The sequence below is a fragment of the Paenibacillus sp. J22P165 genome, from assembly GCF_059692015.1.
Map to the genome: position 1 here is coordinate 132841 of NZ_JCAUAP010000008.1, position 25578 is coordinate 158418.

The window sequence follows — 25578 nt, forward strand, 5'->3', positions numbered from 1 at the left end:
CGTCCAGTATTAACCCAGTGTCAATACAATGTGAATGTTTTGAAAATTCATAGCTTGTTCCTAACAGGCAGACTCAAACAATAACGCGAAGCTTCTGTTCTTGTTCTGCATACGTTTCACGCCATAATTCCGATTTGGAAGATGATACCGCGGTTGCTCCATACTTAAAGCATTCGAGCGCATGACTTCGTTCAAAAAGCAGACCTCCCGTAATAATTGGAATGTTCGTAAACTTTTTGATCTCTCCAATCATTTCTGGAATGCGTGCGGGCATAACCTCAATAATGTCTGGTTCGATTTGAGTAACGCTTTTGGATATGTTCTCCATCCCCTCGGTATCCACGAGGAAAAAGCGTTGAATGGTGAAAAGGCCCATTTTTTTCGCTGTTTTTACAACATTCGTTTTTGTAGTAATAATGCCTGTTGGTTTAATGACCTTCGCCAAGTAATCCATCCCATAGAAATCCGTACTTAAACCGCCTATCTTTTCCATATGTAGAAAGACTGGTAACTGATGACTTTTGAACACATCCACATAACTTTTAATGACACCAATATGTCCTGTTAGCAGAAATACGCCACTTAATTGGTTTCTAAGCGACAATGCTATTTCAATTTGTTTCGGTTCCTTAATGGAAGCCACCATCCGGTGAGCATCTAATCTTTCGAAAAATTGTCCACCCTCATCATGCTTAAGTCTCTTCATCTATCAGCACCTCCTCATTAGCCTGTGGGTCAAAACTAAACACTTATTTCTGTTCAGCTGCTATCCGCAATGAGACGCTGCATGCTCGATCCGAATCTGTACCGCGAGCGTTAGCATTGTGTCTAAAATGCTTCATCGTGTTGTACAACATCTCTACATTCTCAGTTAAAGCAGTATCCCCTAGATCGATTGCTGAAATTCGAATTTCTTCCTCATCAATCTCCATAATCCGTAAACCATGTTGATCGAGACAAGCGGATAATTGAACAAATGTCCAGTTATTCTGATTGACAATCGAATCAATGTGCGTATGACCATTCACATAAATGCCTACGCCTTCTTTCTTGCTTAGAATCTTCCACATATCAATACTAGGATGAATGGATCCTTTGTCTTTATCCGAATTAGTTGTGGTTTGGTGTACGGGATGATGAGCAAATACGATAACAGGTACGGATCCAGATGATTGAATGACATCTTCAAACCATGTCAGTTGTTCTTCGTCAACCCATCCTCCCCAATCCTCAAAATCCATTTCTTTCGCTGTATCCAAAAATACAAGAACGGCTTGTTCCGTTGTAATCGCATGATAGCGTGGTTGTCCGCTTATTGCGAGTACTTCTCTTCTCGTTTGCGCATAAAGATCATGATTCCCCAAAGCATGATAAAAAGTTTTTCCACTTTTGCGTACAATCTCATACACTTCCTGTAACTCCGAAGTGTGACCATAATTGGTAAGATCCCCCACTGAAATATGAGCATCTGCTTCCAATTCCAAAAATCGTTCTAGAAATGTTTGAAAGAAAGTATCACGTGCCTCTAACCATCCTGGAATTGTTTCATCAACCTGGTGATAATGTAGATCTCCCATCAGTACTAGTTTCATCATTTTGCTCTCCTTCTCTCTATCAAAAATTGGATGTGATGACATCACTCACTTCATGATAGATAAGGATTATTAAATCTAGTTGCAATAATCATGGTTAAATTGTAAATATTTCAAACCAAAAATTACATATCACCTTAGGTATCAAATACGCTTGATAGTAAAACCTAATTAGTGAGTTTGATCCAATATGAAGAAACAGAAAAGCAGACCAAGTGTACTGGCCTGCCTTATCTGTCTAATTTAAGCGATTAATCGATCTTAATATCGTGGATATCGACGATAATCGGAATAAAACTGCGGTCTACAGTACCATCTGGATTACGCGGATAAACATGGCGTCGGGTTGGAAATACCATACCGTCGAACGTTTTGTATTCCTCAATGTAATGAGCGATAACGGCATCACCGTTTACGTCCACTGTATAGTCCATACGTTTAAGCTTACCTTCGTTGTCATAATAAAAAGTCTGTTCTGCCGTATGTGTCGCAATCGATTCAGGGAAGGTTACGTGCAGTCTGCGCCACGTTTGACCATCCTCTTCCCAAGGCTCGATCTCACGAGTCTCAACACCTGGGAAAGTGAACAAATAAGGTGTAGTAAGGTAATTCCACATCGCATAACTAAGGAAATAGCCGACTTGCAATTTGTCCCAAGGCGTAAACATATCGTAGCCTGCGAATGAAGCACGCGCGTTAGTACGGCTTTCTACAGTCTGACCATCGGCGTATTGCAAGGTAACTCGATCGGCTTCACCGTCAAAGATTAATTGCTGGTCGGACTCGACCCATGGTGTAAAGATGGTGTGCTGACGTTGGACGTCGATTTGCAAAGTCTCTTCCAAGAATGCGTCTTTGTAGCCTTTGAGTTCCCAGAATGGGCCGCTTGCTGCCAGCTTTGTTGTAAGTGTTTGAATATTCGACCAACGTTGAAGTCCTCCAGATGCCTCGAGTACTAGTTCTAGCAAGTCATTTTTATGTTGAATGTTATTAGGTTGATTCGTCATGAGTAATTTCTCCCTTTAATATATTCGTGTATGTTTTGAGAATGATCGTTCTCAAAATGTCAAAAAAATTATTTCTTCTTTATCATAGACATTGTCGTTTCGATAATTTTATTTAACTTCTCTTTGTCATCTGTGGTCTTCGACATTACTAAAAGCCCGGTATAGGCATTGTTAAAATAATAGGACATCATTTCAGCATCTAGTGAGATATCCAATTCGCCGCTCTGCTGACCTGCTTCAATTAATTCACGTATCAATTGCTCTGAGCTTGTAAAGTTCTGTGTAACCCATAATTTCGACTCCGGATCATGAGTTGCCATCTCTACGGCCGTATTTACCATTAAGCAACCCTTAGGAAGTTCATTTTTATCCTGATTGATTGCCATTTCTAGTACTAAACGAATACCTTCTGCAGCTGAACATGCGCCATTTACCAGGCTTTTAAAGGATTGCTCTATCATTACATGATAACGTTTTAACGCTTTGATATATAAGGAATGTTTATCACCATAAGTGTCATACATGCTTCTCTTGTGAACGCCCATTTGTGTGACCAGATCCATCATGGATGTTTTCTCATAACCCTGCTCCCAAAATAATCGCATGGCTTTTAGCAAAACAGCATCTTCATCAAACTCTTTGCTTCTGGCCATTCCAACGCCTCCCCTTCTGAAGAGTATCTTAGCATATTGAGAACGATCGGTAAAGAATTATTTTGTACCGATCGTTCTCAAATTGACTTTACTCATCCTAAGGTTCCCTGTCCTATCGATCTCTAGTCTGTCATTTGATGTTTAGTTCTTACCAGCAAGCAATGGAGGACCAATAATCCATGTGTCGTAGCTTTCTGATAATTCCTGCCATCCTTCGGGCGGGGTAAGCCCAATTTTGGTGAAGAATTCGTCTATCCCGCCAGGTGCAAACGTAAATAGGATACGTCCCGTTTCAGATCCGATATTTGCCCATGTGTGAGGAAGTCCGCGAGGAACCACGACGCTAGTTCCTGGAGTAACCTCGAATTCTTCGTCACCGCAATGAAAGCGGAATGTGCCTTCAAGTACTTCAAAAATTTCTTCCCGATCTTTATGAAAATGCTTAGGTGGTCCGCTTAAGGTTGGCACTCGTGCTTCCATGATTGTCACTGCCCCGCCAACCTGGCTGCTGTGAATTCGGATTGCCATTTGCTCCCCTGGCATTGTAGTAAACCAATTTAAATCTTTACCATGCGTGATTGCTGCTTGCTTTGTTTCGTTGTTCAAATTCATAGAATAAGCTCCCTCATATTGCTGAATGTAAGTCAACCGAGTTTGTCTCGTTCGCTTGCCACACAATATAACTGGGTTTTCGAGCATCCGTCAAATGGGAGGAATTGCCGCAATCGAATATCTAATATAGAATTCAATCGATTTATTTTCAAAGATCATATAGTAGATTGTCATTCAATTTCGATAGGATTTCACTTCGTATTTTCCAATATTTGCATACCTTCTTTACATATTCCTTACATCACCTTCCTATTCAAGAATGAGACAACCAATTCCCCTCATACCTTGTTTAAAAAGATGGAAGGAATGAGACAATTCGTGATTAACCAGCCTCCAAAGTACTATTTTTACACGATAAGAGCGTCCGTCATCAAAAGAATCATTGTATTCGATATCCTTCTAGGAACAGTGATCTATTTGGGGATCAAAATTATTTCCTCCAATGTGTCAGTTGCAACAATAGGAAGCATAATCGGCACTGAGGGAGTTAAAAGAACCATAGGTAGAAAACTGCTATAAACTTACTTATGCAGTGACACTCATCCTGATGTATAACGAATAAGGAGCAGTTGCCGCGGCAATCTGCTCCCTTCGTATTACTTTATTGTAGCTTAAGCTGCCACATCTCTTCGCGTAAACATAAGCCACGAGATCAGATTAAATACAAGAAAGTACACCGCAAGCATTCCAATGGAGAATGAAAGCGTCATGCCAGATTGATAAGGTCTCCCACTCAAATACTGAGTAAGATCGGTATTCGCAAATAACAGGTACCTGCTCCAATCAAACCGGTGCAGCGCCTCCAACAGAATATTGCCTGCAAACATGGCAACGATGGAAAACGAGATCGCCATGGTGCTGCTACGGAAAGCGGATGAGATCATAAAAGCCATGGTGACATACAGGATCGTGGATACCCCGTTAAGCAGATACGTTTTCCACAGATTGAGAAGCATATTTTTCTCCACGATATACCCTTCATTGGTGACATCGACTAAAGGAAGCTTTAAATCGCCAAACCCGTACAGAATACCATTTATCGTGACAGATACAACGAATAGTATGAGCAGTAACAGCAGGCCGAACATCAATGATGCTGCATATTTAGCTATGAGGATCTTTAGACGATTTGCCGGTCTGATTAGTAGCAGCTTAATAGTACCCGTCGAGAATTCGCCTGCCAAGATGTCGCCAGCGATAATAATGGTGAATACGGTAATCACAAGCACCATCGAGGCTGAGCCATTTATGCCACCCCACATCGTTCCATCCGTTGTGTGGATATTTTTCTCAAGGTGATAATCAATGAGCGCGATCCTCTGTAAGTTATAAGTACGGCTTTCTGCCTCTAGTTCCGGCTTTGTTAGCAGCTCGGTTCGGTGCTCTTTCTCCTGCATCAGCCCCGTTTTCCAACTTTCGCCTTGCGACTGCTTACCATCCGATTGCCAATCCATGATGTTGACAAAAAGCACCAGTGCGATCATAAATCCGACTAGGACCCATGTTCTCATCCTTCGGTAGATTTTCATATTTTCATTGCGTACAAGATTAATCACTCTGCTTCCTCCCTGTACCCGTAATTTCCAAGAATCGATCTTCCAATGACGGTCGAACCTCCTGAACACTATAAAGACGAATTTGATGCTGCATGAGCTGGACCAACATGTCCGGCACGTGATCCCGTTCGGTTGTGACTTCAATGAGCCCCTCCTCGACGAGCTTAATTCCTTGTATGTCTTCCATTTGCCCCAATATATCCACCGCTCGTTCGATTGGCTGTACTTCGATTCGATATGTGGATGCTTGTCCGCTTCCTTTGGTAAAATGCTGGATTGGCTTCACGTCGATCAGCTTGCCTTGCTGCAGAATGGCAACTCTGTCGCACATAAGTTCCATCTCGGATAATAGATGGCTGGATACGATAACCGTAATACCTTCCATTCGGGTCAACAGACTCAAATAATCGCGCAACTCCCGGATGCCTGCTGGATCCAGACCATTCGTCGGCTCATCCAGTATCAACAGGGACGGGCGGTGCAGCAGAGCTTGAGCGACTCCGAGCCGTTGGCGCATGCCTAACGAGTATTTTTTGACCTTGTCATGTATGCGGTCCTCCAGCTTGACCAGCTTGACGACTTCGTCAATCCGTTCTTTCGTCACACCTGGCGTCATGCGGGCGTAATGAACGAGATTTAGATACCCACTCAAATACTTGTACATCTCTGGATTTTCTACAATGGCTCCGACGTGTTGGATCGCTTGTTCAAATTCGGTCTTGATATCTTTACCTTTGATCAGAATCTTTCCCTTGGTGGTCGACATCAGGCCGACGATCATCCGGATGGTTGTCGTTTTGCCGGACCCGTTCGGGCCAAGGAAGCCGAAAATTTCGCCTTGCGGCACATCAAACGTAAGATCGTCGATGATGGTAGTTCGGCCGATCCTTTTCGTCACATTCTGCAAACTAATGATAGGTTCGTTGCTCATACTCGGCCTCCTTTTTTCACTTGTACTTTCGATTCTATAATTTATTAAGAACGTTCATGTCAGATTGAATTTAGCATAATAATTATCGTTTTGCAATAAATTATTATTGTTGTAATGAAAATGCCCAATAAAAAACCACCCCCTAGTAGGAGTGGCTAACAACGTATAAGTGCCTTAACATTTATTAAACGATTGTCCAATTTGCATTATTCCACAAGCCGCTTCCAGTCAAAAAGAACCCCCATCGCCGAGCTTCGATTGTTAACCAACAACTCGTACGCTTGCGGTGCATCATGAGGTGAATACCGATGCGAAATTAATGGTTTAACATCCATTCTCCCTTGCAACAGGTAATTTATGAAGAGTTCTGCCATATCAGGATGCTGCCATCCTTTGTAAGACATTTGGGCATGAATACCTAGAATAGATACTGAGTTAGAAACCACGTTACGGCCCATTCCTTGAACAGATGGCGTAGCTGTGTCTCCCAATAAAATGACTCGTCCCAAAGGTTTAACAAGTTGTGTAGCTTGCGCTAATACAGCAGGATGTCCGGTAATATCAAAAACAACATCCAGCATCTTGCCCTTCGTCTGCTCAGCGATATAAGCATTCGCCTTCCCTGCATCCATCGCCAACCGATGAATCCCCGGTTTATCCCACACAAGTTGAACACGGCTTTCCGCTGGATCCATGGTGTAAACTTCTTTGGCTCCAGATAGATACAGATATTGTGTCACGAGCTGACCAAGTAGTCCTAGCCCAATAACGCCTACTGTTTCTCCGAGAAACAGTTCTGCTCTTCTCACACCAAGCTGGGTCGTTTTGGATAAGTTAATCCACGCACCTTCTTCAACGTCTATCTCCTTTGGCAGAAGTACAGCACGTGTAGACTCCGTCTTAAAATACTGGGTATGCGAATTTTCTACAAACACTCGGTCCCCTTTTTGTACATGCTGAACGGCCGTCCCTACTTCAATCACCTCTGCCACCATGGAATAGCCGGGACGAAAAGGATAGTGCACCCAGCTTGACCAATTGGTATCCGGATCAAAGACGCCTCTCAGGCACTGAAGCTCTGTCCCTGTGCTGATTAGCGAACAAATCGCCCCGCATAAAATCTCCGTCTGTCCAAGTGAAGCGTCAAAAGATTCCGTGATGACCTCCACCCTTTGCTTTTCAGAAAAAACAATGCTGACTGTTTCCACTTGTTTTCCTCCTTATATAGGAATTAACTCCCTTCTGATAAGTGTAGATGAGGATACTTTTGGAAAACAGTGCAAATGTTTGTTGATATTTAACACTTCTACAGGTGGTCCATCGCCACTTAATGTATGCGACTAAATAGTTCCTTGTATTGACGGGGTGAAATACCTGTATATTTTTTGAAGAGTCGTGTAAAGGTTTGAATATCGTTAAAGCCCAGCATGTTACTGATCTCCGTAATGGTCATCTCACGCAACTCAAGTAATGACTTAGCTTTCGCAATTTTGATTTCCCGGTGCAGCAGAATCGGTGATTTGCCAAACATCGTTTTGAAATGATTGCTGACATAGGTCGGATTCATGTGCAGTTCGATAGCCAACTCGGCGAGCGAAAGCGAAGCTTCGGGTTGATTAACAATTTTCAACAAAATCGATAAGAAGCTGTGAGAAGGCTGACTCTCCATAGAGGTCTTAACGCTACCAAACGCATTATCCAAAAGTAAATATAGCAATTCCAGTGACTTCGCCTTTTGCAAAATAACATTCGGTAAGTGTCCTTTTCTGGACATGGAAAGCATCAGTTCATCGAAGACTTCTTCGAACTTTTGATGATTTTTAAGAGAATACGTGTACGGTATCTGTAAAAAAGGCAGAACATCGACCACACGCTGAATCATATACGTGAAGTGCCACCAAAGGAATTCCGTTTCCTCATCACTATCTTTATATTGATCATGCTTGAGGTGAGGAGGAATAAAGATAACCGTTCCTGGGGCCAAATGATAGACCTTGTCTTGCACTTTCAACTTGGCAGTCCCTTTTCTTATGTACGTCATCATGTAGTACTCTTCGAGAATTCGATTGCGATAGTTCATCTCCACGCGATTATGGTTATCGAATTTGAGAATGTTCAAATCGGCAGTTTCCAACAGAGCGGAGATTACATCTTCTTGCACGTGTGCCACTTCCTTCTTTTGGACAAGTCTTCTGCTGATGGTTACATGAGAATTGTAGCATTCTACGAGGTTTTTTTGTATAAATTTGTATCGAAAAGTCAATACTTGGAGCAACCTCTGTGAGGTTAGGAGAGGGAGGGTGAAGATGCAGCCTACTGAACAAATCACGGTTAAGCAGTTTGGAATTATTCTATTCTCTTTTGTTGCTTCTACCATCATCTTAACGCTTCCTGGATTGATGGCGATGTATGCCATGCAGGATGCATGGATTTCGGTAATTCCATCTACGTTGACCGGATTGTTGAGTATTTGGGTGATGATTCTACTTTCGAAACGATATCCTGGTTTGACCATCATCCAATACAGTCAAAAAATCCTTGGGAAATGGTTAGGAACATGCCTGGGATTATACTATATTTATTTTTGGTACTTGTCCCTTTCGGTTATGACGATCCAACATACCTTTTTCATTAAAGCACTGTTATTACCAAGAAGTCCGTCCATTGTAGGTAGTCTGACATTGCTAATTCTTTGCGGTCTGGCCGTTTATTTGGGAATAGAAGTCATAGGAAGAGCTACGGAGTTTTTAACACCAATGAAATTGATTTTCCTGATTCCTCTCTTAATATTAACGATTGGGGCCGTAGATCCCGAACAGCTAAAGCCTATTCTGGGTAACGGAATATTGCCGGTTTTACAAGGAGCCATCCTACCAGGAGGCGCATTTATGAATCAATTGTTTATTTTGGGTTGGCTTCTCCCTTATTTGAATCAGCCGAAAAAGGCATTCAAGGTCTCTTTACTTGCCCTTTTAGCTATTTTCATTTTTGTTTTTATCGTTGTCATATCGGCGATTATGGTTCTCGGTTCATTAACAGGGCAACTGAACTATTCGTATTTAAGTGTCATGCAATACATTGGCATTGAAGGTTCATTTGAACGACTAGAGGCAATCGCAGTCATGATATGGGTTATTGGAAGTTTTTCAAAAGTATCCGTTTCGTTGTTTATATTATGTATTAGTATAAGCCAGATTTTCCGTATCCAAAATTATCGTGATCTCGTTGCACCGGTAACCCTACTCGGCCTCATTGGATCTGTCTGGGTATTTAAAAATGGTGCAGAACTTCAAACATATCTGACGTTGATTTACCCAAGCGCTGGTTTTGTCACGCAAAGTCTTATCCCACTACTACTTCTCATGATCGACACGATGAAAAGAAAAGTGAACCCTTCACTGCTGTAACAGCATAGTCCCAATGGGTTCAAAAATAATTTTTAACGGGTCAACAATGCTAGGCACGTTGACCCGAAACATTAATAAGGAACCGACTATTGACGATATGCCGATTAATATCCCGAATACAGCCGCTTCTTTGTATTTTTGCATACTCAGGAAAGATCGAATTCTAACAAATGACCATACAAGCAGGACACCAATATAGGCGATTGCGCTTAAAATCATTTTTTTATTTCCTTTCTCTCCAAGTGTAAAGGAGGACCCGCCATCCCGCTGCCTAAGATATTGATTGACACCTCAAGAGAAACGTCCACGTCTGGAAACCTATCATTCCACTGATTTTTCAACACTTTCCATTGTTTCGGCTTATTGCGGTAAATTTCCCGGCCGAACCCCACACTATCAACTTTGTATTGCGACTGAACTTTAGATAAGGCATCTTTGACTTGTTTTTGGACGGAGTTCTCCAACGCCTTTTGTACAAGTTTAATATTATGTGGCTTGCGAATATCTAAGTTTGTGTTGTTTTCCCAAATGTTTCCTTCTCCTTGCAGTTGTATCTTGAATGTTACCTTATCACCTGTGATCTGCGTGGTCATCTTTCGATTCGTCTTTGCCAGAATCATCCCCACCGTGCCATCAGCTTCTGGTAAGCTGGCGTTAAGACTGCCATGCTTCATTCGATCGGTTATCCATAGGAACCCATTGGTTTCATTCTCATTTAGAAACCCAGCTAACTTAAAATCCTTGAAAATGGCTGATCCCGCTAGCTTGAATATATGGTCTTCCTTTAAACCTTCTGTTATACCATCAGGTGTTATAGCTCCCAATACGGGACTGATTCCCTCTCCAGATGAAGCTAGAAAAAAGTCACGCAATGTGATTGCTAATTCGCTATTTAAAGCTTCCATTTCTTTAATAGCTTCACTGGGCACTTGTTCAAAGGGGTATTTCACTTTCAAGATGTCCCGCCCTTCTCCCCCCTTAACCACCATCATGTACGTTTTTAAACGTTGTTTCGAATCGTGCGTATAGATGTCCAGAATATCTGCAATACCGCTTTTTGATAACCTCTCACCTATAAAAATAACAACGCGATGTGCCGTAAACAACCTGCGTGAACTCTTCTTCTGGAGCCTATAGAACGCTTCATTAATGTTCTTACCAACTGCAGATATCACAAAAAACTTCTCATTGCTGCTTCCACCACTTCCTGGCCCTCCTTGGGAGGATGAAGGAATCGCAATTTGATGTGATAAGATATATTCCCCATCATCCGTTATGTCAAATGCCGTCCCCATAATGAAGGCAAGATCATTAATTTCGGTACGATCCCAACATCCACTTGTGGTTAATAGTGTAAATAGCAAACCAATGTAAAGGAATGGTTTCATTCTGAACTCCCTTTCCCTTTTGTCGCATTTTCTGGGCTTGGTTTTTGACCTGCAGGCTCACGGACCGGGTTACTTGCTGCTGTAGTTAGTGGCCGTTGTGTCTTCGCCCATATCGGCGCCCGGATGAAGACATCCTTTAACTCCGTGAAAGTCATCGGTGCTGCCGGAGTGAAATAGGGGATACCGAATGATCGAAGCGATGTGATATGTAACACGATGGCCATAAACCCTATGACAATGCCATAGAGTCCGAGTGTTCCGGCCAAAAATAGCATTGGAAACCGTAGCAAGCGGATGCCATTTCCAAAGCTATAACGAGGAATCGTAAACGCGGCAATCCCCGTAATAGAGACAATAATAACGACTGGAGCGGAAATAATGCCCGCAAGTACAGCCGCTTGACCGATAACCAATGCCCCAACTATACTAATCGCTTGTCCAATCTGTTTCGGTAATCGAATCCCTGCTTCCCGTAAGGCTTCAAAGATAATTTCCATGATGAAAGCTTCAACTACAGCTGGCAAAGGAACGGGCTCTCTAGAGGCGGCAATACTTAACACTAGATTGGTAGGAATCATTTCCTGATTAAAAGTCGTTATTGCCACATATAGTGGAGGAGCAAATATCGCAATACTGATGAACAGGAAACGAATCCACCGTACAAACGTTGCAATTGGCCAGCGAACATAATAATCCTCACTTGCTTGGAGACCCGTCCAGAATGTCATGGGAACAACAAGTACAAATGGAGAGGTATCGACGATAATTGCTATTTTCCCTTCTAATAGCTCGGCTGCAACAACATCGGGTCGTTCCGTACTGTGTACAAGTGGAAAAGGTGAATAAGGACTATCTTCAATAAATTCCTCCACATACCCAGAATCAATAATTCCATCAACTTGAATCCGAGATACCCTTTGTCGTACTTCTTCAATAATCGTTTCAGAAGCAATACCAGCGATATGCATAATGGAAACTTGGGTTTGGGTAAGTTCACCAATCGTAAAGCATTCCAACTTAAGTCTTGGCGTTTTAAGCCTGCTGCGAATTAATCCAATATTCGTGGAGAGATTTTCTATAAAACCATCCCTAGGACCACGAATAACAGGTTCAGATGAAGGTTCTTCAAGACTTCGTTGTGACTTACTATTCACTTTGACCATCATGGCTTCACTGTTCCCAATTGTAAGAACAGCTGCTTGTCCCTTTAACACTTGGTTGACAATTTCACTTACTTTGGAAGTAACACACGTCCACCCATTTGAGATAATATGATCATCCAACTCGTCTGTTTTTTCAATAACGACATGTTCCTGTTTGTCCGATTTGGCAATCATCGGTTTTAATACATAGTCGTCAATCAGAACTTCATCAACAAGCGTTTCAAAGTAGATGATCAGCCAATGATTTTGTCCACACATTTGAACTTTGCGAAAAACGATATCATCACTTTTTTGGAATATATGTCTAAAAATAGATTCATTGTGCTCTAAATCTGTAGTTAACTTAGAGTGCTCTTCTTCAGATAAATGATCCTCAGGTATAATGGGATACCCAGGTTTCGTGTGTAGCCATTTCCTAAACCATTTCACTGAGTGGGCCTCCTAAAAAATACTAATACAGCTAATTTTCCATTATTTCACCAAAAATATTCGGAAGATCGTGTTCACGTATTCTGCTGCAACGCAAAAAAAGAAACCTGCCCAAGAGCAGATTTCCATTTTGGTTAATCTTTATTCATAATTGCGATGATTGCTTTATCCTAACTTAATACCAATGGCAGCATTATCGGCAGGCGTTCCGAGCCAGTACCCATAAGCAATGGCTACTTGAATAAAATGGCCTACTACTTCTGGGGCAGGAGGCCCTGGAGGCACAGTATCCACTGGGCGTCCAATTTCATTGAAAAATTCCCCCATTTTCACTGTAGAAGCTACCAACAAAGAGACCGTTTCATTTGAGGAATTTCTCCATGCGTGCTTCACATTTCCCGGAATATCAACGCTATCGCCTGCCTTAACTGTTTCCCAACTATCTTCTGTGAAACATTCAAGTTCCCCATGAAGAATAACAAACGTTTCTGGATCTTCATGACTGTGAACAGGAACGATAACACCTGGTGGAACCACAGCTTTCATAAGAGAATAATCTTTGTTTGCTGACAAATCCGTTACAAATTGAATTTGTGGACCCATAATATCCAATACAGTTGACATAACGAATGGCCTCCTAAAATTAATAAATGAAATCATTATTGCAGCTATTGCTGATTCTGGTTCGGGTTCATCCCTCCTATACGTTGGTGGGCTTCCCTCTTATCCTACTATTAATTATCTCTATCTGATGAATCCTATGTTTAGGACATGTATTATCCTAGCATTAGGATGTGTGAGGTGTCAATCGGATCCTCGATCCAATTCGTGGGAATGGAAAGAGCCGCGATGTACGCGGCTCTTTCTACTTCTATTTTCAGTAAGTTATGAAATAACGAGTCCGCCATCAACCCCAATAATCTGTCCAGTGATCCAGCTTGAGTCTCTATCAGCCAAATGAACAATCCAACTTGCAACATCATCTGTCACGCCGCGACGCCCTAATGGAATCATCTTGCGTTCCTGTTCCTTCACTTCATTAATCTGCTCATGACTAAGTCCCATACGATCTCGAAGGAAAGCAGTTTCAACGGGTCCACTAGCAATCGCATTCACGCGAATGCCTTTCGGAGCGAGTTCGAGAGCCCAACAACGAGTCAGATGTTCCACTGCTGCCTTACTTGAAGCATATAGGGATAAACCTGCCGCCGCTTTACTTCCGTACGTACTCGACATGTTAATGATGGATCCATTTGTTTTTTCGAGGTGTGGGATGGCAGCAGCGGCTAACAAAGTCGGCCCCATAACATTGACAGCGAAAATATCATTGATCGATTTCGCACTTACATCGGCGAGAGGCTGGATAACGCCACCCCCTGCATTATTCACGACGATGTCTAGGCGTCCCCAATGTTCAATAGCAGCAGCAACCGTCTTGCTTGCCGACTCCGGATCGCTAACGTCTGCGACAAATGCTTTAATGTTCGGCTCGCTAGCAGTTATTTCTTCCAAAGGTGCGATTTGACGTCCGGTGATAAGCACTTTTGCTCCTTTTGCAGCAAATAAACGAGCCGCAGCTAGCCCGATACCACCTGCTCCACCTGTAATAATGACAACTTTATTTTTCAACATGTTCAAAACTCCTTTGTTATATAATTATATCTACACATTCATTAATTAACTAATAATTAATTGATTAACTATTGCGGAAGCCTGTCCGTGAAGGACAGAATTTAATGACTACACCAATTTTTTCAACAACAGTTCCAACTGTTTTTGTTCTTCATAGGTAAGTTTATTCCCCACACTCTGTGCAATTGTTTGTTCATAGACAGGCCAAACTTGCAGAATCATATCATGACCTTCTGGCGTTAAACTAACAAGAATCCGTCTTCGATTGCTCGGATCTAAATTTCTTTGGATGCGCCCTGCCTTCTCCAAAGAATTCAATAAATTGCTAATATTCGCCCTAGTGACAGCAAGATCATCACTTATTTCTGATGGAACCATTGCTCTCCCACTAGACTTAAGGGCAACTAGCACACACCACCGTCCCAAGGTTAAATCGAACTTAGCGAGTTGCTCCTCTAATTGTTGAACCACATGATGATTCGTTTTGTAGAGTGTCAGAAAAACATGGACTGGCAACGGAGATTGCTCAAATGGTTTCCATTCTTCTATATGATAAAACCTCCATTCCATATAGTTAATTAATTAACTGTTTACCCATTAACAATACGATTATCTCATTCACATGTCAAGTCAGAGCGTTTTCCAAATACTAACTATTATTATTTCTGTCCTTATAAGTAAAATACACCCCCAATTGTTAGCATCTATCTAACAATTGGAGGTGTATTTCATGATGAGTTGGCTATTTAGATTTGATCCTTATTTATGACTCCACATACTGCTCGAGCGCGTTAAGATCTTTAATCATGATTTTCCCTCTAGAAAGTTGAATAATACCTTCCTTCTCTAGCGCCTTTAATGTTCTGCTAATTACCTCTCGTGCGGTCCCCAACTCAACGGACATACTATCATGGGTAATGTGAAGCGGTTCGGATTCATCGCCTTGTTGAGCCAATAGAACAAGAAATTCCGAAACTCGCCCACGAATAGATTTAAAGTTGATGCTGTCTAGCAGATTGGACATAATCAGAATTCGATTAGCGAATGATTTAAAAATGAACTGGCGGAACATCTGGTAGTGATCTGTCCAATGGCGGAAAATATCCACTGGAATCAACAGCACTAAGCCTGTCGTCTCTACGCAAGCGGAAGCTTCATATTCCGCTTCGCATAATATACTTGAAGACATCAATGGACAACATTCCCCACTGTGTATTCTGTATAGTGTGTATTCTCGGCCGCTGGCACTTAATTTGTACATTCGGACTGTCCCATCCAATAGCAAAAAGGCATACTCTAACAATTGACCTTCTTTAATTGTATAGTTGGGTTCCATTTCTACGACTCTAATGCCGACTTGATCCCAATCCTGATCTGATATGTCAGCCAGACTGGGGAATTTTGAATAGATTACTGGTAAATATTCAGATAGATTTGAACTCAACCGCTTCAACTCCTTGAGTCATTGCGTTGTTTTCTCAGTTACCTCACTCCAAATCCCATGCCATAGACGCCAGGCATTGCGATTTCTTTACCGAGCTTGGTAGCTGCCTCAAGAGCCCAATAAGGATTTCTTAACATACCGCGACCTACGGCCACGAGATCCGCTTCTTCGTTGCCGATAACAGCATTAGCTAATGCGTGCTCGTCCAACCGTCCTACCGCAATGACCGGAACGCCTAGAGCGTTCTTAATTTCTCTTGCCATAGGGACTTGATACGCTACATGTGTACCGGGTCTTCCATGGGCTAGAATAGGGCCTTCTCCTCCGGAACTGACATGGAAAACGTCCACGCCTGCATCTTTATACACTTTAGAAAATGCAATGCTCTGCTCCAAACCATAACCGCCATCGACATACTCTCTTGCAGAAATCCGCATGAGAAGCGGCATATCAGCCGGCATTACGCTTTTAACAGCTTGAATGACTTGCTGACCAAATAACGTCAAATCTTGCCCATATTCATCTGTACGTTTATTCGTAAACGCTGATTGGAACTGATGGATTAAGTAACCGTGAGCTCCGTGGATCTCAATGGTATCTACGCCAGCTTTAATCGCGCGTTCTGCAGCCAAACGGAATTTTTCAACCATTTGCTTCGTTTCTTCTGTTGTTAATGCGCGCGGCGTCTTCGATTTATCATCGAATGGAATGGCAGAAGGTGCAACTGGCACTTCCGCATCTTCGGCCTTACGACCCGCATGGGCAATCTGAATGCCAACTTTAGCACCGTATTGGTGTAACGCATCGACAATACGTTTTAAAGGAGCAATGTGCTCGTCTGACCAAAGTCCAAGGTCGTGATTCGTAATTCGTCCATCCGGCTCAATATCTGTCATTTCAATGATGATCAAGCTTGTGCCACCGATTGCACGACTTAGATAGTGGTTATAGTGCCAGTCGTTTACGATTCCGTCATTATTCATTACGGCATACTGACACATCGGAGGCATCACCACGCGGTTTTTCAATTCTAGTCCTTTAATTTGAAATGGTGTGAATAAATGTTTCATTTATTACATCCCCTTAATTTTTTTTTATATTGTAAATCCTATTTGTTTAGCCTCATCATAGCTGTTTAAGCATGGGTTCTGTTTCGCTGAATCCAGTTTATTATGTGATCGGCAACTTCTTCGTATCCCTTTTCGGCTATGATCCAGTGTGACCGTTTGGGAAATTCAATGAACTGAGTTGTTGCTCCAGAGTTTTGATTGTAGAGCTGAAAATTTTTCTTAACCATCGCGGCAGGCACGATATGATCCGCTTCACCCGCAATGATTAGAAGTGGTCCTCGATTACCGTTATCAAAGTTAACCGTTAGAGGACTATTCGAATTGAAGGAAGCAAATGCGCTTTGAAAAAATATTCTAGTCGTTTCCGGAACTGCATATTTGAAGGCTTCTTTTTGTTCGTTTAATGACATGGTATTGACAAAAGCATATTGGAATTGCTCAAACGTTAGGCTAACGGTCTTTCTCCAAGGCTTCAATAGGATGGATGCTACCGACTTTGAAGCCGTCTTGAAAGCCCCAGCGTTGATCCCTTTCGAAGCAGCTGGGTCAATCGCGATACCCGCGGCTCCTAAGTTGCGATCCATGAGGATTTGAGTAATCAAACCGCCAAAGGAATGACCAATTAGAATTGGTTTTTCCGGTAATGCCTTGATAATTCGGACATAATGATCAACGACCTCCGCCAAGCCAAGTTTACCAAGTTCACCTGAAGGGTTATTTCTAAGTTCTTCAATACTGCGGGCATGGTATGGCCAGGCGGGAGCCATAGTTTCAAATCCTTGCTTAATGAAATAATCTCTCATTGGAGTCCAGCTATCCGGAGTCATAAAGGCGCCATGTATGAAAAGAATAACTGGTTTTTTAGTCAAAATCGTATTGATTGTCATATTCAAATCCCCCCTGATGTTTGGATGATTTATTTACTCTGCATCTTGCTTTGCTTTGTGCTTGGTGCTTCTCACAGTTACGATCATATCAGGGTTGATTCAAACGAACCGTAACTTTGTCACATAAAAACAAACGTCGACATTTTGCCGACGTTTGTTTGGTGTTATGTAACCCACACACATTAAATTCTTAGGGGTATAAATAACCCTAGCTTTACCAATATTAACAATCATGTTGGGTTCTAATTAATGAGGAGGTTTGCTAATGAGTCCCCCCTCTGTTTCGACGAATGCCATTATTTCTTATATAACAGATGCTCTTGGTCATTCCCCTGACTTTAACCAGCACTTGTTACCTGTTATCGGGCATGAGGGTGTTCATTGTTTCTATATTGAATCCTTGGTGGATAAAACACGGTTTGAAGAATTCATCTTACAACCGCTTATTAAACTTGAATCTGATTCCAATTTCGAACAGCTAACTAGCGTTCTCACGAACAAGATGCCTAGTTCTTTTTTGCAATCGGTGGATACCGGGCAAACAGGACTCAAATATGTACTAGATGGTTTTATCCTATTCGTCCCACTTGGTGAAGGTAAACCGTTTGCTTTGGATTTCTCTAACATCCCTTTTCGAAGTGTAACTGAGCCCGTAAATGAAGTGACCATCCGTGGACCTAAGGAAGGTTTTACGGAAGATATTAAAGTGAACTTAGCTCTGGTACGCAAGCGCTTGAAGTCGAGTCATTTAACTTACAGCAAACTTTCGATAGGTCAAGAAACCCATACGGACGTATACCTTGTCTATTTGCAAAATAAGGCCTCCCCTGCCATTATTGCTGAAGCCAAACGTAGACTGGAAACCATTCAAACGGATAGCGTTTTAGAAAGTTCCTATATTGAAGAGTGCATTCAAGATACGTCATGGACACCTTTCCAACAAGTGTATGCGACGGAAAGACCTGATGTCGTAACAGCACACTTATTAGAAGGTTCATTCTGTATCATTACCGCGGGTACGCCATGTGTATTAATTGGTCCCATTACTTTTTTTCAATTATTTAATTCGCCGGAAGATTATTATGAGCGAGCGGATATCGCAACTTTGATTCGTTGGCTGCGGATGTTTTCCTTTTTGCTTGCCATTTTCGTCCCTTCCGTCTACATCGCGCTTGTCACATTTCATCAAGAAGTGCTTCCTGCTTCTCTCTTGATCAGTTTGTCCTCACAGCGAGAAGGCATTCCTTTTCCAGCATTTTTAGAAGCGATGATTATGCTCGGCACTTTTGAAATTCTGCGAGAAGCTGGGCTTCGGATGCCTCGAATCGCTGGACAAGCGATTTCCATTGTAGGTGCGCTAGTACTAGGACAATCGGCAGTTGAAGCAGGACTTGTGTCTGCCTCTATGGTCATCGTGGTTTCCATCACGGCTATTGCAAATTTTGTGACTCCCTCTTACAGCTTTGGGATTGCACAGCGCATCATCCAGTTCAGTTTTATTATCTTAGCAGGTATTGTTGGGATGTTCGGCATTACATGTGGCGTACTCGTGTTGCTTACTCATCTAGTGTCTATTCGTTCATTCGGTGTCAAATACTTTACACCGCTCGCTCCACTGCATTTAGCAGAATTCAAAGACACGTTGATTCGCGTACCCCGACCTAAAATGAAACGTAATGACCGTTCTTTTTCAAAACGTCAACCTTAACCTCGATTCGGGACAAGGAGAGCCTGTCATGAAACCCCAGAAATTAGCCGTAGTGTTCTTTATACTAATCGTACTGACGACGGGATGCTGGGACAAGAAAGAAATTAATAATTTGGCAATCGTAGATGCTATTGGGATTGATTACGATCCTGATACAGGCAAAAGAATTGTTTACTTTCAAGTTGTCAATCCCACTGGGGCAGGCGGCAAGTCTGGTGAAGCTGCTAAAGCTTCTGTCTACACCTACAAAGCCATACAAGAAATTGAAGCGGTTTCAGGATTCAGTATATTTGCAAACAATCAAGTCCCTCGCTTCGTTTTCACGAATCAGGTTCAAGTCTATATTATGACACATCGGTATGCGATGAAATATTACCGCGAAATTCTAGACTGGACGGAAAGTAACCCGACTAGGCGTTCAACCGGATTTTGTTTAATTACGGATGATCCTTTGGATAAAATAATGAATACCGTGGTCCCATTGGATCGTATCCCAGGTGAGGCGATGCAAGCCATGGTGGATCTTCAAAACAAAGTAAATGGCAGTTATGTGCCTGTACGCGCGCGTGATGCCATTAATTTTCTTTCGCGGAAACAACCTTTCGTCGTACCTAATGTTAAGCTAATGAATACCAAACCGAACACTCAGTTCTCTAAGCTAGAAGAAATCAATGCTCCGGCTAGCAGTGTTATGATAAGCGGTGGAACCGTCTTTCTTCAGGACCACAATATTGGCAAAATTGATGATCAAACGAACAATTTAAACAATTTATTAAATAATAAAGTGGATCAATTTTTACTTACGCTCCCCCACCCTGAAGGAAACATTGAGGTGTTCCTTGGGGATACGAAAGTGGTTCGAAGTTTAAAGATTGAGGGAGATAAAACGAAGCTCCAATTAAAAATAAAATCATCACTGCGTTTCATGTTGGACAATAGGCCTATGGACGCTGCGGATTCTTTCAATTATGTAGAAATTGAACAAATGGCGAATAAAGAATTCGAAAAAAAATGCAGGCAATTCGTACAATTTACAAAGGAAAAGAACTGGGATTTGCTTGGTATTCAGGATCAAATTGATCGCATGCACAGTAAGAAATGGTCCATCTATAAAGCTGACGCGTCGACATGGAAAGAAACGGATATCAGTCTGTCAGCTGATCTCAAAGTAAAGTGGTTTGGACGTATCAAGTCTTCCTACCGCAGAGAGGGGTAGCGTTTAGATTATGGAAAATGCGCAACTAACAGCTTGGCAGATGTTCCTACTTACCATTTCTTTTGTTCTCGGAACATCGTTCTTCATCCGTCCAGGTGGCATGATTACAGCCGCTAAGGAATATGCCTGGATTATACCGCTTGGAGGCGGAATTTATGGCATCCTTATTGCTACGCTATGGCTTCATTTATCCCGGAGACACCCCGGATTAAGCATAGTCCAAATCTGCATAGAAATTCTCGGCCGCAAAGTAGGATTTTTCTTCGCAGGCTTATATATCCTTCTTTTTATACAACTTGCTGCCTGGGTCGTACGTAATTTAGGTGATTTTATCAAGATGAATATACTCATGAGAACACCAATTGAAATCGTTCATCTCATGTTTCTACTTGTTTCTGCTTATGTAGTTATAAAAGGTGCCGAATCAATAGCCATGCTAAACGAATCTTTAACCCCGATATTAATTATTGCTTTTTGGATTGTATTCTTTCTCATGTTAAAAGGTTGGGATTGGGCAAATTTTGGACCCGCACAAGTATTCCGACCTATCACACTTTTACGCAACACGAAGGAGATTCTTGGTTTTCCTTTTAGTGAAGCGGTATGTCTCATTATGTTCTTTCCATTTGTAAGGAAGAAACTTGTAAGTTCCTTTCTTATGGGAATTGGCGTAGCGGCGATTATTCTCAGTTTAATCGTCTTTTTCGTACTAGGTATTGTTGGCAGCTATCGATCATCTCATTTAATGTATCCGTTGTTCACGTTAGCGCAAGAGCTGCCATTCTCCTTTTTTTTGGATCACATGGAGGTCGTGGTTGTATTTATTTGGTTCTTAGCTATTTCGATAAAACTTTCTATCGCGATGTATTGTTCGGTTCTTGGCATAAGTCAGCTATTTGGACTAAAAAACAGAACCTTCACTTCCCTATCACTAATCGGGATCATACTCCCTATTTCATTGTTATTTGATAATGTTATAGAGAATATGAATTGGGATCACCAATATTCCTTTGCTTTTGATTCTTTATTTGCTGTCGTAATCCCGTTGCTTCTCATCGTGGTTTCTTGGATCAGAAAAGATCAATTCAAACGGATGCACACGGTATGATTCTAATCACCCTGATCTACCTTATTTACTTGATTCTATCTTTTTGGTCCATGATGCGAGTGCACACATCAACGCGTGAAAAAATAATCAATGTGGTGTTAACCACAATTGGCTATTTGTTGTTTGCAAGTATCCTCATCGATCATCCTATCGATACGAATAAAATGATTGGTTGGATGATTGATAAGGTCATGTAACTATCAATTCAATAATCCATGATTCTCAATTCGCACTTTCACATGTGCATGCAGATCAATATTGGTAAATTCTTTGTTCCAATCAAGCGTCTTCCATAGCTTCGGATGTAGTCCTTTTAACCGAAGACCTATGCCAAGCCCATCGCAATTTGCCTCCTGTAGTTTAAGAAGCGATTCATCTGCGCGTTTTGTTAAGATTTCCCCTAGTTGGTGTTCCATTAGCTCTAGATCCGCTTTCTTTAATCGGACACCTGATGGGTTGTCGATCAATTCGCAGTTCATTTTGACATAAACATCTGCTTGAATCGGCCCGTTTGTGTGTAGTTGAATGGAATGATTCGTAGTGCCATAGGTAAATGTAGCAAAGGATTGATTAGGACCAACTTGTTCAGTAACTGCCCCATAGACTCTCTTATTCGTTAAGAGAACATAAGCTCTGGCATGTGTTTCGTCCAATCTCCCCGTCATGGAGGTATTATGAAACAGGGCTACACCATCAATTTTTGCGCGATTTCTCATTGTGGATTGGGACAGATAAGGTAGAACGTTGTCAATTCCTTCAGCAAACATGATCTGCGTAATTAAATAAGGAGATTCTGTCGGAATTAACCCCTCCTCCTCCCCGCTAATAAGCAAGTCATACAAGTATTCACTAATTAGAGAGCGGTCCTCGATATCAAGTTGTACAATCTTTTGAGCTGATGGATCAGTAACGGCAATGTATACATTGATAGGAAAATGTGCCTCTCGATAGAAAAAGTCCAAACCCTCATACAAATTTTTCTCAGCCAATTGACTATTGACTAGGAGAATACGTGTTTCGCGAAGATCCATATGTTGTGACACGATCCGCTGTAAATTCATGCTAGCCTCTTGAACACTATGGCCTTCGCCACTAACTTTCGGAGTAACAACCTTCCCTTGTGATTCAACTGAAGTTTTGACAGTAGGTATGGAGACAGTTAAACGAATGAAATCGTTTTCGAGCAAATCGATACCTGCTGTGTGCACCATGCGAATATTTTTCAATTCTCTTTGATCCCAACAACCGCACAGGCACAAACACAAGATAATCAAAAATGATATACGGAATAGCTTCATGATTCTTGCCATCCTTTCTTCCCAAAAGCTTTAATAATCACTACGATTACGATAATGAATAGGAATGACATAGCTGTAACCCAATCCTTCATGATGTTATAAAGGGAGTCTAGTTGATCGGCGGTAAAAGGCCATATACCAGCGATAAAGAACAATCCGCCACTACTGATAGATAACCAGAGCGGCGTCTCCCTTTTCTTTAACATCGCTGAAATAGACGAAACGAACAACATTAAGTAGGAATAAAATGAGGTCATGACGAAGAGGATCCAGATCGAGATGACGATGAGGTCCATCCGTTCAATAATATTGAACGAAATAGCTTTCATTTGATATAACAGAGGTTCTCGGATATAGCTAAGCATGTCACTACCGAACAATATCGTAGATGAAAACACGCTAAACGTATAGAACAAGACGGTTGTCCCGTTGCTATACATAGCGATTCGCAATACTTTTTGAGAACCTAGATGTTGTACATACTGAGGTAAGATAAGCAAAATTTCGATTCCGGCTAACGCCCATATGACGATGCTTGCCCCATGGAATAACCTTAATGGGCTTCCATCAATTAGCGGCAGAATGTTATATATATTCCAATCTTTTACCGAGTACAGGGCAAAAATAACGAAAATGGGAGCCAAACACGTTGTAATAACGGCAAATCTGGCATAAACGGTAATGGGCTGCACCATGATATAAACGCATATCGTGATAAAAATAAACAGCAGAACCCCATTAGGGGTTCTATCGTAAGCCCATAGATTCGTGGTATGTATCCAATTAGCTAAAATTAAGTAAGCGATTATGGCATAAAACCCAGCTAACAGGGCTAACAAAAATCGACCGAATACTTTGCCAAGACGCTGCATGAGTACTTGAAACACGTTGGCATTTGGCGACTTACTTACCGCAAGACAAACGAAATAAACGAAGAGACTATTGATGCCCCCTCCGATTAAACAAGCAATCCATGCACTAGTACCGCATTGCGTATTAATTTCACTTGCAATTGAAATGATCGCAGAGCCGAACTGAGCTTGCAGCAACATGCAATAAAGCTGAATAGGAGCAATCCTCAGCACTTGCTTTGTCATTTGGCATTGCTCCTTATAGGCATGCTGTACGGTACACCGAATGGCTCAAGAGATAAGAAGTGAATAAGTAATGCAATCGTAACGAAAACGATGCCATAGAAACCAAGAATCGAAGCGCCGACTAACAGGATGAATTGAGCGACCAAGGCGAATATTCGCATTTGATAGGTTGGAATCATGAATGACCCAATCATAGATAATGCAACAATGACAATGAATACATTCGATACGAAACCAATTTTCACAAGCGATTCGCTAATGATGATCCCGCCAGCAACGCCAACCATTTGGGCCAATTGCGAGGGTAATCGAATTGTTGCTTCCGCAATCAATTGAAAGATCAAGATCATAATGATAGCCTCAATAATTGGTGGATAAGGTACATTTTCCAATGAACTCTTGATATTAATGGTCATTTTAGCGGGTAATATTTCATGATGAAAAGTCACCGTCGCGATATAAACACTGCAAACATATAAGCTGAGCAATAATCCAATTGCCCTTAAGCTTTGTAGAATCCAAGCGGTTGTGTGACCTAGTAATATCGAATCGACTGATTTTAAAAACGTATAAAAAGAAGCGGGCACAATTAAGCAAGTTGAGCTTTGATCGCATAATACCGCAACTCTGCCTTGCATCAATAAGCTCGAAGTTGTATCTACTCTTTCCGTACCGAATATTTGAGGGAAAATCGATCGTCTCGCTGTCAATTGATGTTGAAGCTTACCTGGATGGACTTCTGTCTTGGATGTAAAGCTGGATATGCGATTGATCGTTTCTTGCACGATCCCCTCATTTGCGACTCCTTCGATCCACACAACTGCAACTTTGTGATTCGCTTCTTTACCAATAAAAAAATACCGAATAATTAACTTATTTGAGGATGCACGAACCCTAATAAGGTTCAAATTCACGTTTAAATGTTCCACAAATCCTGCTCGTTCGCCAACGATCGAAAGCTCATTAATGGGTTCCTGGATAGAGCGAACATTGGATTGTTCCGCGTTAAACGCGTAGAGTACATCTGAATCGGCAATCCCGATAAGTCCGTTACCTTTCATAAGCACTTTTATCGCATCATGAATCTCGTTAATGGACTCAACATTTGTTGTCGTTAGCAGTTGAGCAATGTTCAGGTTCTCATAAGCGCTCGAGTTGGTCTCAAACCATTGCTTGAATACACTTTTTTCTAGTTTTTTGACGTCGCAAAGTGTTTCAAGATAAATCAAATTAGCTTCTTTTCCTTCAATTTCAAACGCCCTTATCTTTAAATCATCCGTATGAAATAATTCCTTTTTAATTTGCTCTAATAGCTTTTCCATGACCAACCCTCTTTGGACGTAATTTCTGAATTATGCCCAACTGAAGGGATTTTATGTA

The 25578-nt window shown here is 41.7% G+C and carries 26 protein-coding genes; 5 read left to right on the forward strand and 21 right to left on the reverse strand.

The genetic code is table 11. From position 1 onward, the window contains the following. Positions 1-73: 73 nt before the first annotated feature. From AC58QM_RS20745 to AC58QM_RS20785, 9 genes are all read right to left on the reverse strand, one after another. A complete protein-coding gene (locus AC58QM_RS20745) occupies positions 74-706 on the reverse strand; it encodes a glycerol-3-phosphate responsive antiterminator (protein WP_497286753.1) in 633 nt (210 codons plus the stop codon). Positions 707-749: 43 nt separating this feature from the next. Further along, entirely contained in the window at positions 750-1595 is an 846-nt protein-coding gene (locus AC58QM_RS20750) for a metallophosphoesterase family protein (protein ID WP_497286754.1), read from the reverse strand. Positions 1596-1843: 248 nt separating this feature from the next. Beyond that, positions 1844-2599, reverse strand: a complete 756-nt coding sequence (locus tag AC58QM_RS20755; RefSeq protein WP_497286755.1) for a hypothetical protein — start codon at positions 2597-2599, stop codon at positions 1844-1846. Positions 2600-2667: 68 nt separating this feature from the next. After that, on the reverse strand, positions 2668-3252 hold the full coding sequence (locus AC58QM_RS20760; protein ID WP_497286756.1) for a TetR/AcrR family transcriptional regulator: 585 nt from the start codon (positions 3250-3252) through the stop codon (positions 2668-2670). A 141-nt stretch (positions 3253-3393) separates the two neighbouring features. Further along, the gene (locus AC58QM_RS20765; RefSeq protein ID WP_497286757.1) at positions 3394-3864 is read right to left on the reverse strand and encodes a cupin domain-containing protein; all 471 of its coding nucleotides are present in this window, start codon (positions 3862-3864) and stop codon (positions 3394-3396) included. 611 nt (positions 3865-4475) lie between these two features. Next, on the reverse strand, positions 4476-5420 hold the full coding sequence (locus tag AC58QM_RS20770) for an ABC transporter permease (RefSeq protein ID WP_497286758.1): 945 nt from the start codon (positions 5418-5420) through the stop codon (positions 4476-4478). Further along, positions 5413-6351 (reverse strand): ABC transporter ATP-binding protein, encoded by a 939-nt coding sequence (locus AC58QM_RS20775; protein WP_497286759.1) that lies wholly within the window; start codon positions 6349-6351, stop codon positions 5413-5415. The genes AC58QM_RS20770 and AC58QM_RS20775 overlap by 8 nt, the downstream gene beginning before the upstream one ends. A 206-nt stretch (positions 6352-6557) precedes the next feature. Next, positions 6558-7559 (reverse strand): zinc-binding dehydrogenase, encoded by a 1002-nt coding sequence (locus AC58QM_RS20780; protein WP_497286760.1) that lies wholly within the window; start codon positions 7557-7559, stop codon positions 6558-6560. A 119-nt stretch (positions 7560-7678) separates the two neighbouring features. Next, complete coding sequence (locus tag AC58QM_RS20785) at positions 7679-8512, reverse strand: helix-turn-helix domain-containing protein (protein WP_497286761.1); 834 nt, start codon at positions 8510-8512, stop codon at positions 7679-7681. Positions 8513-8657: 145 nt separating this feature from the next. Here AC58QM_RS20785 and AC58QM_RS20790 point away from each other — a divergent pair, with 145 nt between their 5' ends. Next, positions 8658-9758 (forward strand): GerAB/ArcD/ProY family transporter, encoded by a 1101-nt coding sequence (locus tag AC58QM_RS20790; protein ID WP_497286762.1) that lies wholly within the window; start codon positions 8658-8660, stop codon positions 9756-9758. Here AC58QM_RS20790 and AC58QM_RS20795 read toward each other — a convergent pair. The 9 genes from AC58QM_RS20795 to AC58QM_RS20835 form a co-directional block, all read right to left on the reverse strand. Then, positions 9747-9977 (reverse strand): hypothetical protein, encoded by a 231-nt coding sequence (locus AC58QM_RS20795; protein ID WP_497286763.1) that lies wholly within the window; start codon positions 9975-9977, stop codon positions 9747-9749. The two genes, AC58QM_RS20790 and AC58QM_RS20795, sit on opposite strands and share 12 nt — an antisense overlap. Beyond that, positions 9974-11146, reverse strand: a complete 1173-nt coding sequence (locus AC58QM_RS20800; protein WP_497286764.1) for a Ger(x)C family spore germination protein — start codon at positions 11144-11146, stop codon at positions 9974-9976. The genes AC58QM_RS20795 and AC58QM_RS20800 overlap by 4 nt, the downstream gene beginning before the upstream one ends. Then, a complete protein-coding gene (locus tag AC58QM_RS20805; RefSeq protein WP_497286765.1) occupies positions 11143-12738 on the reverse strand; it encodes a spore germination protein in 1596 nt (531 codons plus the stop codon). The genes AC58QM_RS20800 and AC58QM_RS20805 overlap by 4 nt, the downstream gene beginning before the upstream one ends. Positions 12739-12903: 165 nt before the next feature. Continuing rightward, the gene (locus AC58QM_RS20810) at positions 12904-13362 is read right to left on the reverse strand and encodes a cupin domain-containing protein (protein WP_497286766.1); all 459 of its coding nucleotides are present in this window, start codon (positions 13360-13362) and stop codon (positions 12904-12906) included. A 261-nt stretch (positions 13363-13623) separates the two neighbouring features. After that, positions 13624-14370, reverse strand: coding sequence for an SDR family NAD(P)-dependent oxidoreductase (locus AC58QM_RS20815; protein WP_497286767.1), 747 nt, complete (start codon positions 14368-14370; stop codon positions 13624-13626). 108 nt (positions 14371-14478) lie between these two features. Then, on the reverse strand, positions 14479-14886 hold the full coding sequence (locus tag AC58QM_RS20820) for a MarR family winged helix-turn-helix transcriptional regulator (RefSeq protein ID WP_497286768.1): 408 nt from the start codon (positions 14884-14886) through the stop codon (positions 14479-14481). A gap of 247 nt (positions 14887-15133) precedes the next feature. Further along, positions 15134-15814 carry a Crp/Fnr family transcriptional regulator gene (locus AC58QM_RS20825; RefSeq protein ID WP_497286769.1) on the reverse strand — a complete coding sequence of 227 codons (681 nt, stop codon included), beginning with the start codon at positions 15812-15814 and terminating at the stop codon, positions 15134-15136. 38 nt (positions 15815-15852) lie between these two features. After that, positions 15853-16884, reverse strand: a complete 1032-nt coding sequence (locus AC58QM_RS20830; protein WP_497286770.1) for an NADH:flavin oxidoreductase/NADH oxidase — start codon at positions 16882-16884, stop codon at positions 15853-15855. Positions 16885-16949: 65 nt separating this feature from the next. Then, positions 16950-17771, reverse strand: a complete 822-nt coding sequence (locus AC58QM_RS20835; protein WP_497286771.1) for an alpha/beta hydrolase — start codon at positions 17769-17771, stop codon at positions 16950-16952. Positions 17772-18036: 265 nt separating this feature from the next. Here AC58QM_RS20835 and AC58QM_RS20840 point away from each other — a divergent pair, with 265 nt between their 5' ends. From AC58QM_RS20840 to AC58QM_RS20855, 4 genes are read left to right on the forward strand one after another with little or no spacing between them, the layout of a single operon-like run. Then, positions 18037-19479 (forward strand): spore germination protein, encoded by a 1443-nt coding sequence (locus AC58QM_RS20840; RefSeq protein WP_497286772.1) that lies wholly within the window; start codon positions 18037-18039, stop codon positions 19477-19479. A 28-nt stretch (positions 19480-19507) separates the two neighbouring features. Beyond that, positions 19508-20695: a Ger(x)C family spore germination protein gene (locus AC58QM_RS20845; protein ID WP_497286773.1), complete on the forward strand. Its 1188-nt coding sequence runs from the start codon at positions 19508-19510 to the stop codon at positions 20693-20695. A 10-nt stretch (positions 20696-20705) separates the two neighbouring features. Further along, positions 20706-21803 carry a GerAB/ArcD/ProY family transporter gene (locus AC58QM_RS20850; protein ID WP_497286774.1) on the forward strand — a complete coding sequence of 366 codons (1098 nt, stop codon included), beginning with the start codon at positions 20706-20708 and terminating at the stop codon, positions 21801-21803. Further along, positions 21800-22000: a hypothetical protein gene (locus AC58QM_RS20855; RefSeq protein WP_497286775.1), complete on the forward strand. Its 201-nt coding sequence runs from the start codon at positions 21800-21802 to the stop codon at positions 21998-22000. The genes AC58QM_RS20850 and AC58QM_RS20855 overlap by 4 nt, the downstream gene beginning before the upstream one ends. A 3-nt stretch (positions 22001-22003) precedes the next feature. Here AC58QM_RS20855 and AC58QM_RS20860 read toward each other — a convergent pair whose 3' ends face one another. The 3 genes from AC58QM_RS20860 to AC58QM_RS20870 are packed head-to-tail and all read right to left on the reverse strand — an operon-like array spanning position 22004 to position 25520. Further along, positions 22004-23101, reverse strand: a complete 1098-nt coding sequence (locus tag AC58QM_RS20860) for a Ger(x)C family spore germination protein (protein ID WP_497286776.1) — start codon at positions 23099-23101, stop codon at positions 22004-22006. Further along, complete coding sequence (locus tag AC58QM_RS20865) at positions 23098-24198, reverse strand: GerAB/ArcD/ProY family transporter (protein WP_497286777.1); 1101 nt, start codon at positions 24196-24198, stop codon at positions 23098-23100. The genes AC58QM_RS20860 and AC58QM_RS20865 overlap by 4 nt, the downstream gene beginning before the upstream one ends. After that, positions 24195-25520, reverse strand: coding sequence for a spore germination protein (locus tag AC58QM_RS20870; protein WP_497286778.1), 1326 nt, complete (start codon positions 25518-25520; stop codon positions 24195-24197). Before AC58QM_RS20870 ends, AC58QM_RS20865 begins: the two co-directional genes overlap by 4 nt. Between the last annotated feature and the right edge of the window lie 58 nt (positions 25521-25578).

Excerpts from the sequence above, each read along its gene's own strand:
- AC58QM_RS20790 (WP_497286762.1), top strand. The coding sequence starts at position 8,658 with ATGCAGCCTACTGAACAAATCACGGTTAAGCAGTTTGGAATTATTCTA.
- AC58QM_RS20750 (WP_497286754.1), bottom strand. The coding sequence starts at position 1,595 with ATGATGAAACTAGTACTGATGGGAGATCTACATTATCACCAGGTTGAT.
- AC58QM_RS20860 (WP_497286776.1), bottom strand. The coding sequence starts at position 23,101 with ATGAAGCTATTCCGTATATCATTTTTGATTATCTTGTGTTTGTGCCTG.
- AC58QM_RS20775 (WP_497286759.1), bottom strand. The coding sequence starts at position 6,351 with ATGAGCAACGAACCTATCATTAGTTTGCAGAATGTGACGAAAAGGATC.
- AC58QM_RS20830 (WP_497286770.1), bottom strand. The coding sequence starts at position 16,884 with ATGAAACATTTATTCACACCATTTCAAATTAAAGGACTAGAATTGAAA.
- AC58QM_RS20845 (WP_497286773.1), top strand. The coding sequence starts at position 19,508 with ATGAAACCCCAGAAATTAGCCGTAGTGTTCTTTATACTAATCGTACTG.
- AC58QM_RS20745 (WP_497286753.1), bottom strand. The coding sequence starts at position 706 with ATGAAGAGACTTAAGCATGATGAGGGTGGACAATTTTTCGAAAGATTA.
- AC58QM_RS20840 (WP_497286772.1), top strand. The coding sequence starts at position 18,037 with ATGAGTCCCCCCTCTGTTTCGACGAATGCCATTATTTCTTATATAACA.
- AC58QM_RS20865 (WP_497286777.1), bottom strand. The coding sequence starts at position 24,198 with ATGACAAAGCAAGTGCTGAGGATTGCTCCTATTCAGCTTTATTGCATG.
- AC58QM_RS20835 (WP_497286771.1), bottom strand. The coding sequence starts at position 17,771 with ATGACAATCAATACGATTTTGACTAAAAAACCAGTTATTCTTTTCATA.
- AC58QM_RS20810 (WP_497286766.1), bottom strand. The coding sequence starts at position 13,362 with ATGTCAACTGTATTGGATATTATGGGTCCACAAATTCAATTTGTAACG.
- AC58QM_RS20765 (WP_497286757.1), bottom strand. The coding sequence starts at position 3,864 with ATGAATTTGAACAACGAAACAAAGCAAGCAGCAATCACGCATGGTAAA.
- AC58QM_RS20850 (WP_497286774.1), top strand. The coding sequence starts at position 20,706 with ATGGAAAATGCGCAACTAACAGCTTGGCAGATGTTCCTACTTACCATT.
- AC58QM_RS20815 (WP_497286767.1), bottom strand. The coding sequence starts at position 14,370 with ATGTTGAAAAATAAAGTTGTCATTATTACAGGTGGAGCAGGTGGTATC.
- AC58QM_RS20855 (WP_497286775.1), top strand. The coding sequence starts at position 21,800 with ATGATTCTAATCACCCTGATCTACCTTATTTACTTGATTCTATCTTTT.
- AC58QM_RS20795 (WP_497286763.1), bottom strand. The coding sequence starts at position 9,977 with ATGATTTTAAGCGCAATCGCCTATATTGGTGTCCTGCTTGTATGGTCA.
- AC58QM_RS20755 (WP_497286755.1), bottom strand. The coding sequence starts at position 2,599 with ATGACGAATCAACCTAATAACATTCAACATAAAAATGACTTGCTAGAA.
- AC58QM_RS20800 (WP_497286764.1), bottom strand. The coding sequence starts at position 11,146 with ATGAAACCATTCCTTTACATTGGTTTGCTATTTACACTATTAACCACA.
- AC58QM_RS20760 (WP_497286756.1), bottom strand. The coding sequence starts at position 3,252 with ATGGCCAGAAGCAAAGAGTTTGATGAAGATGCTGTTTTGCTAAAAGCC.
- AC58QM_RS20870 (WP_497286778.1), bottom strand. The coding sequence starts at position 25,520 with ATGGAAAAGCTATTAGAGCAAATTAAAAAGGAATTATTTCATACGGAT.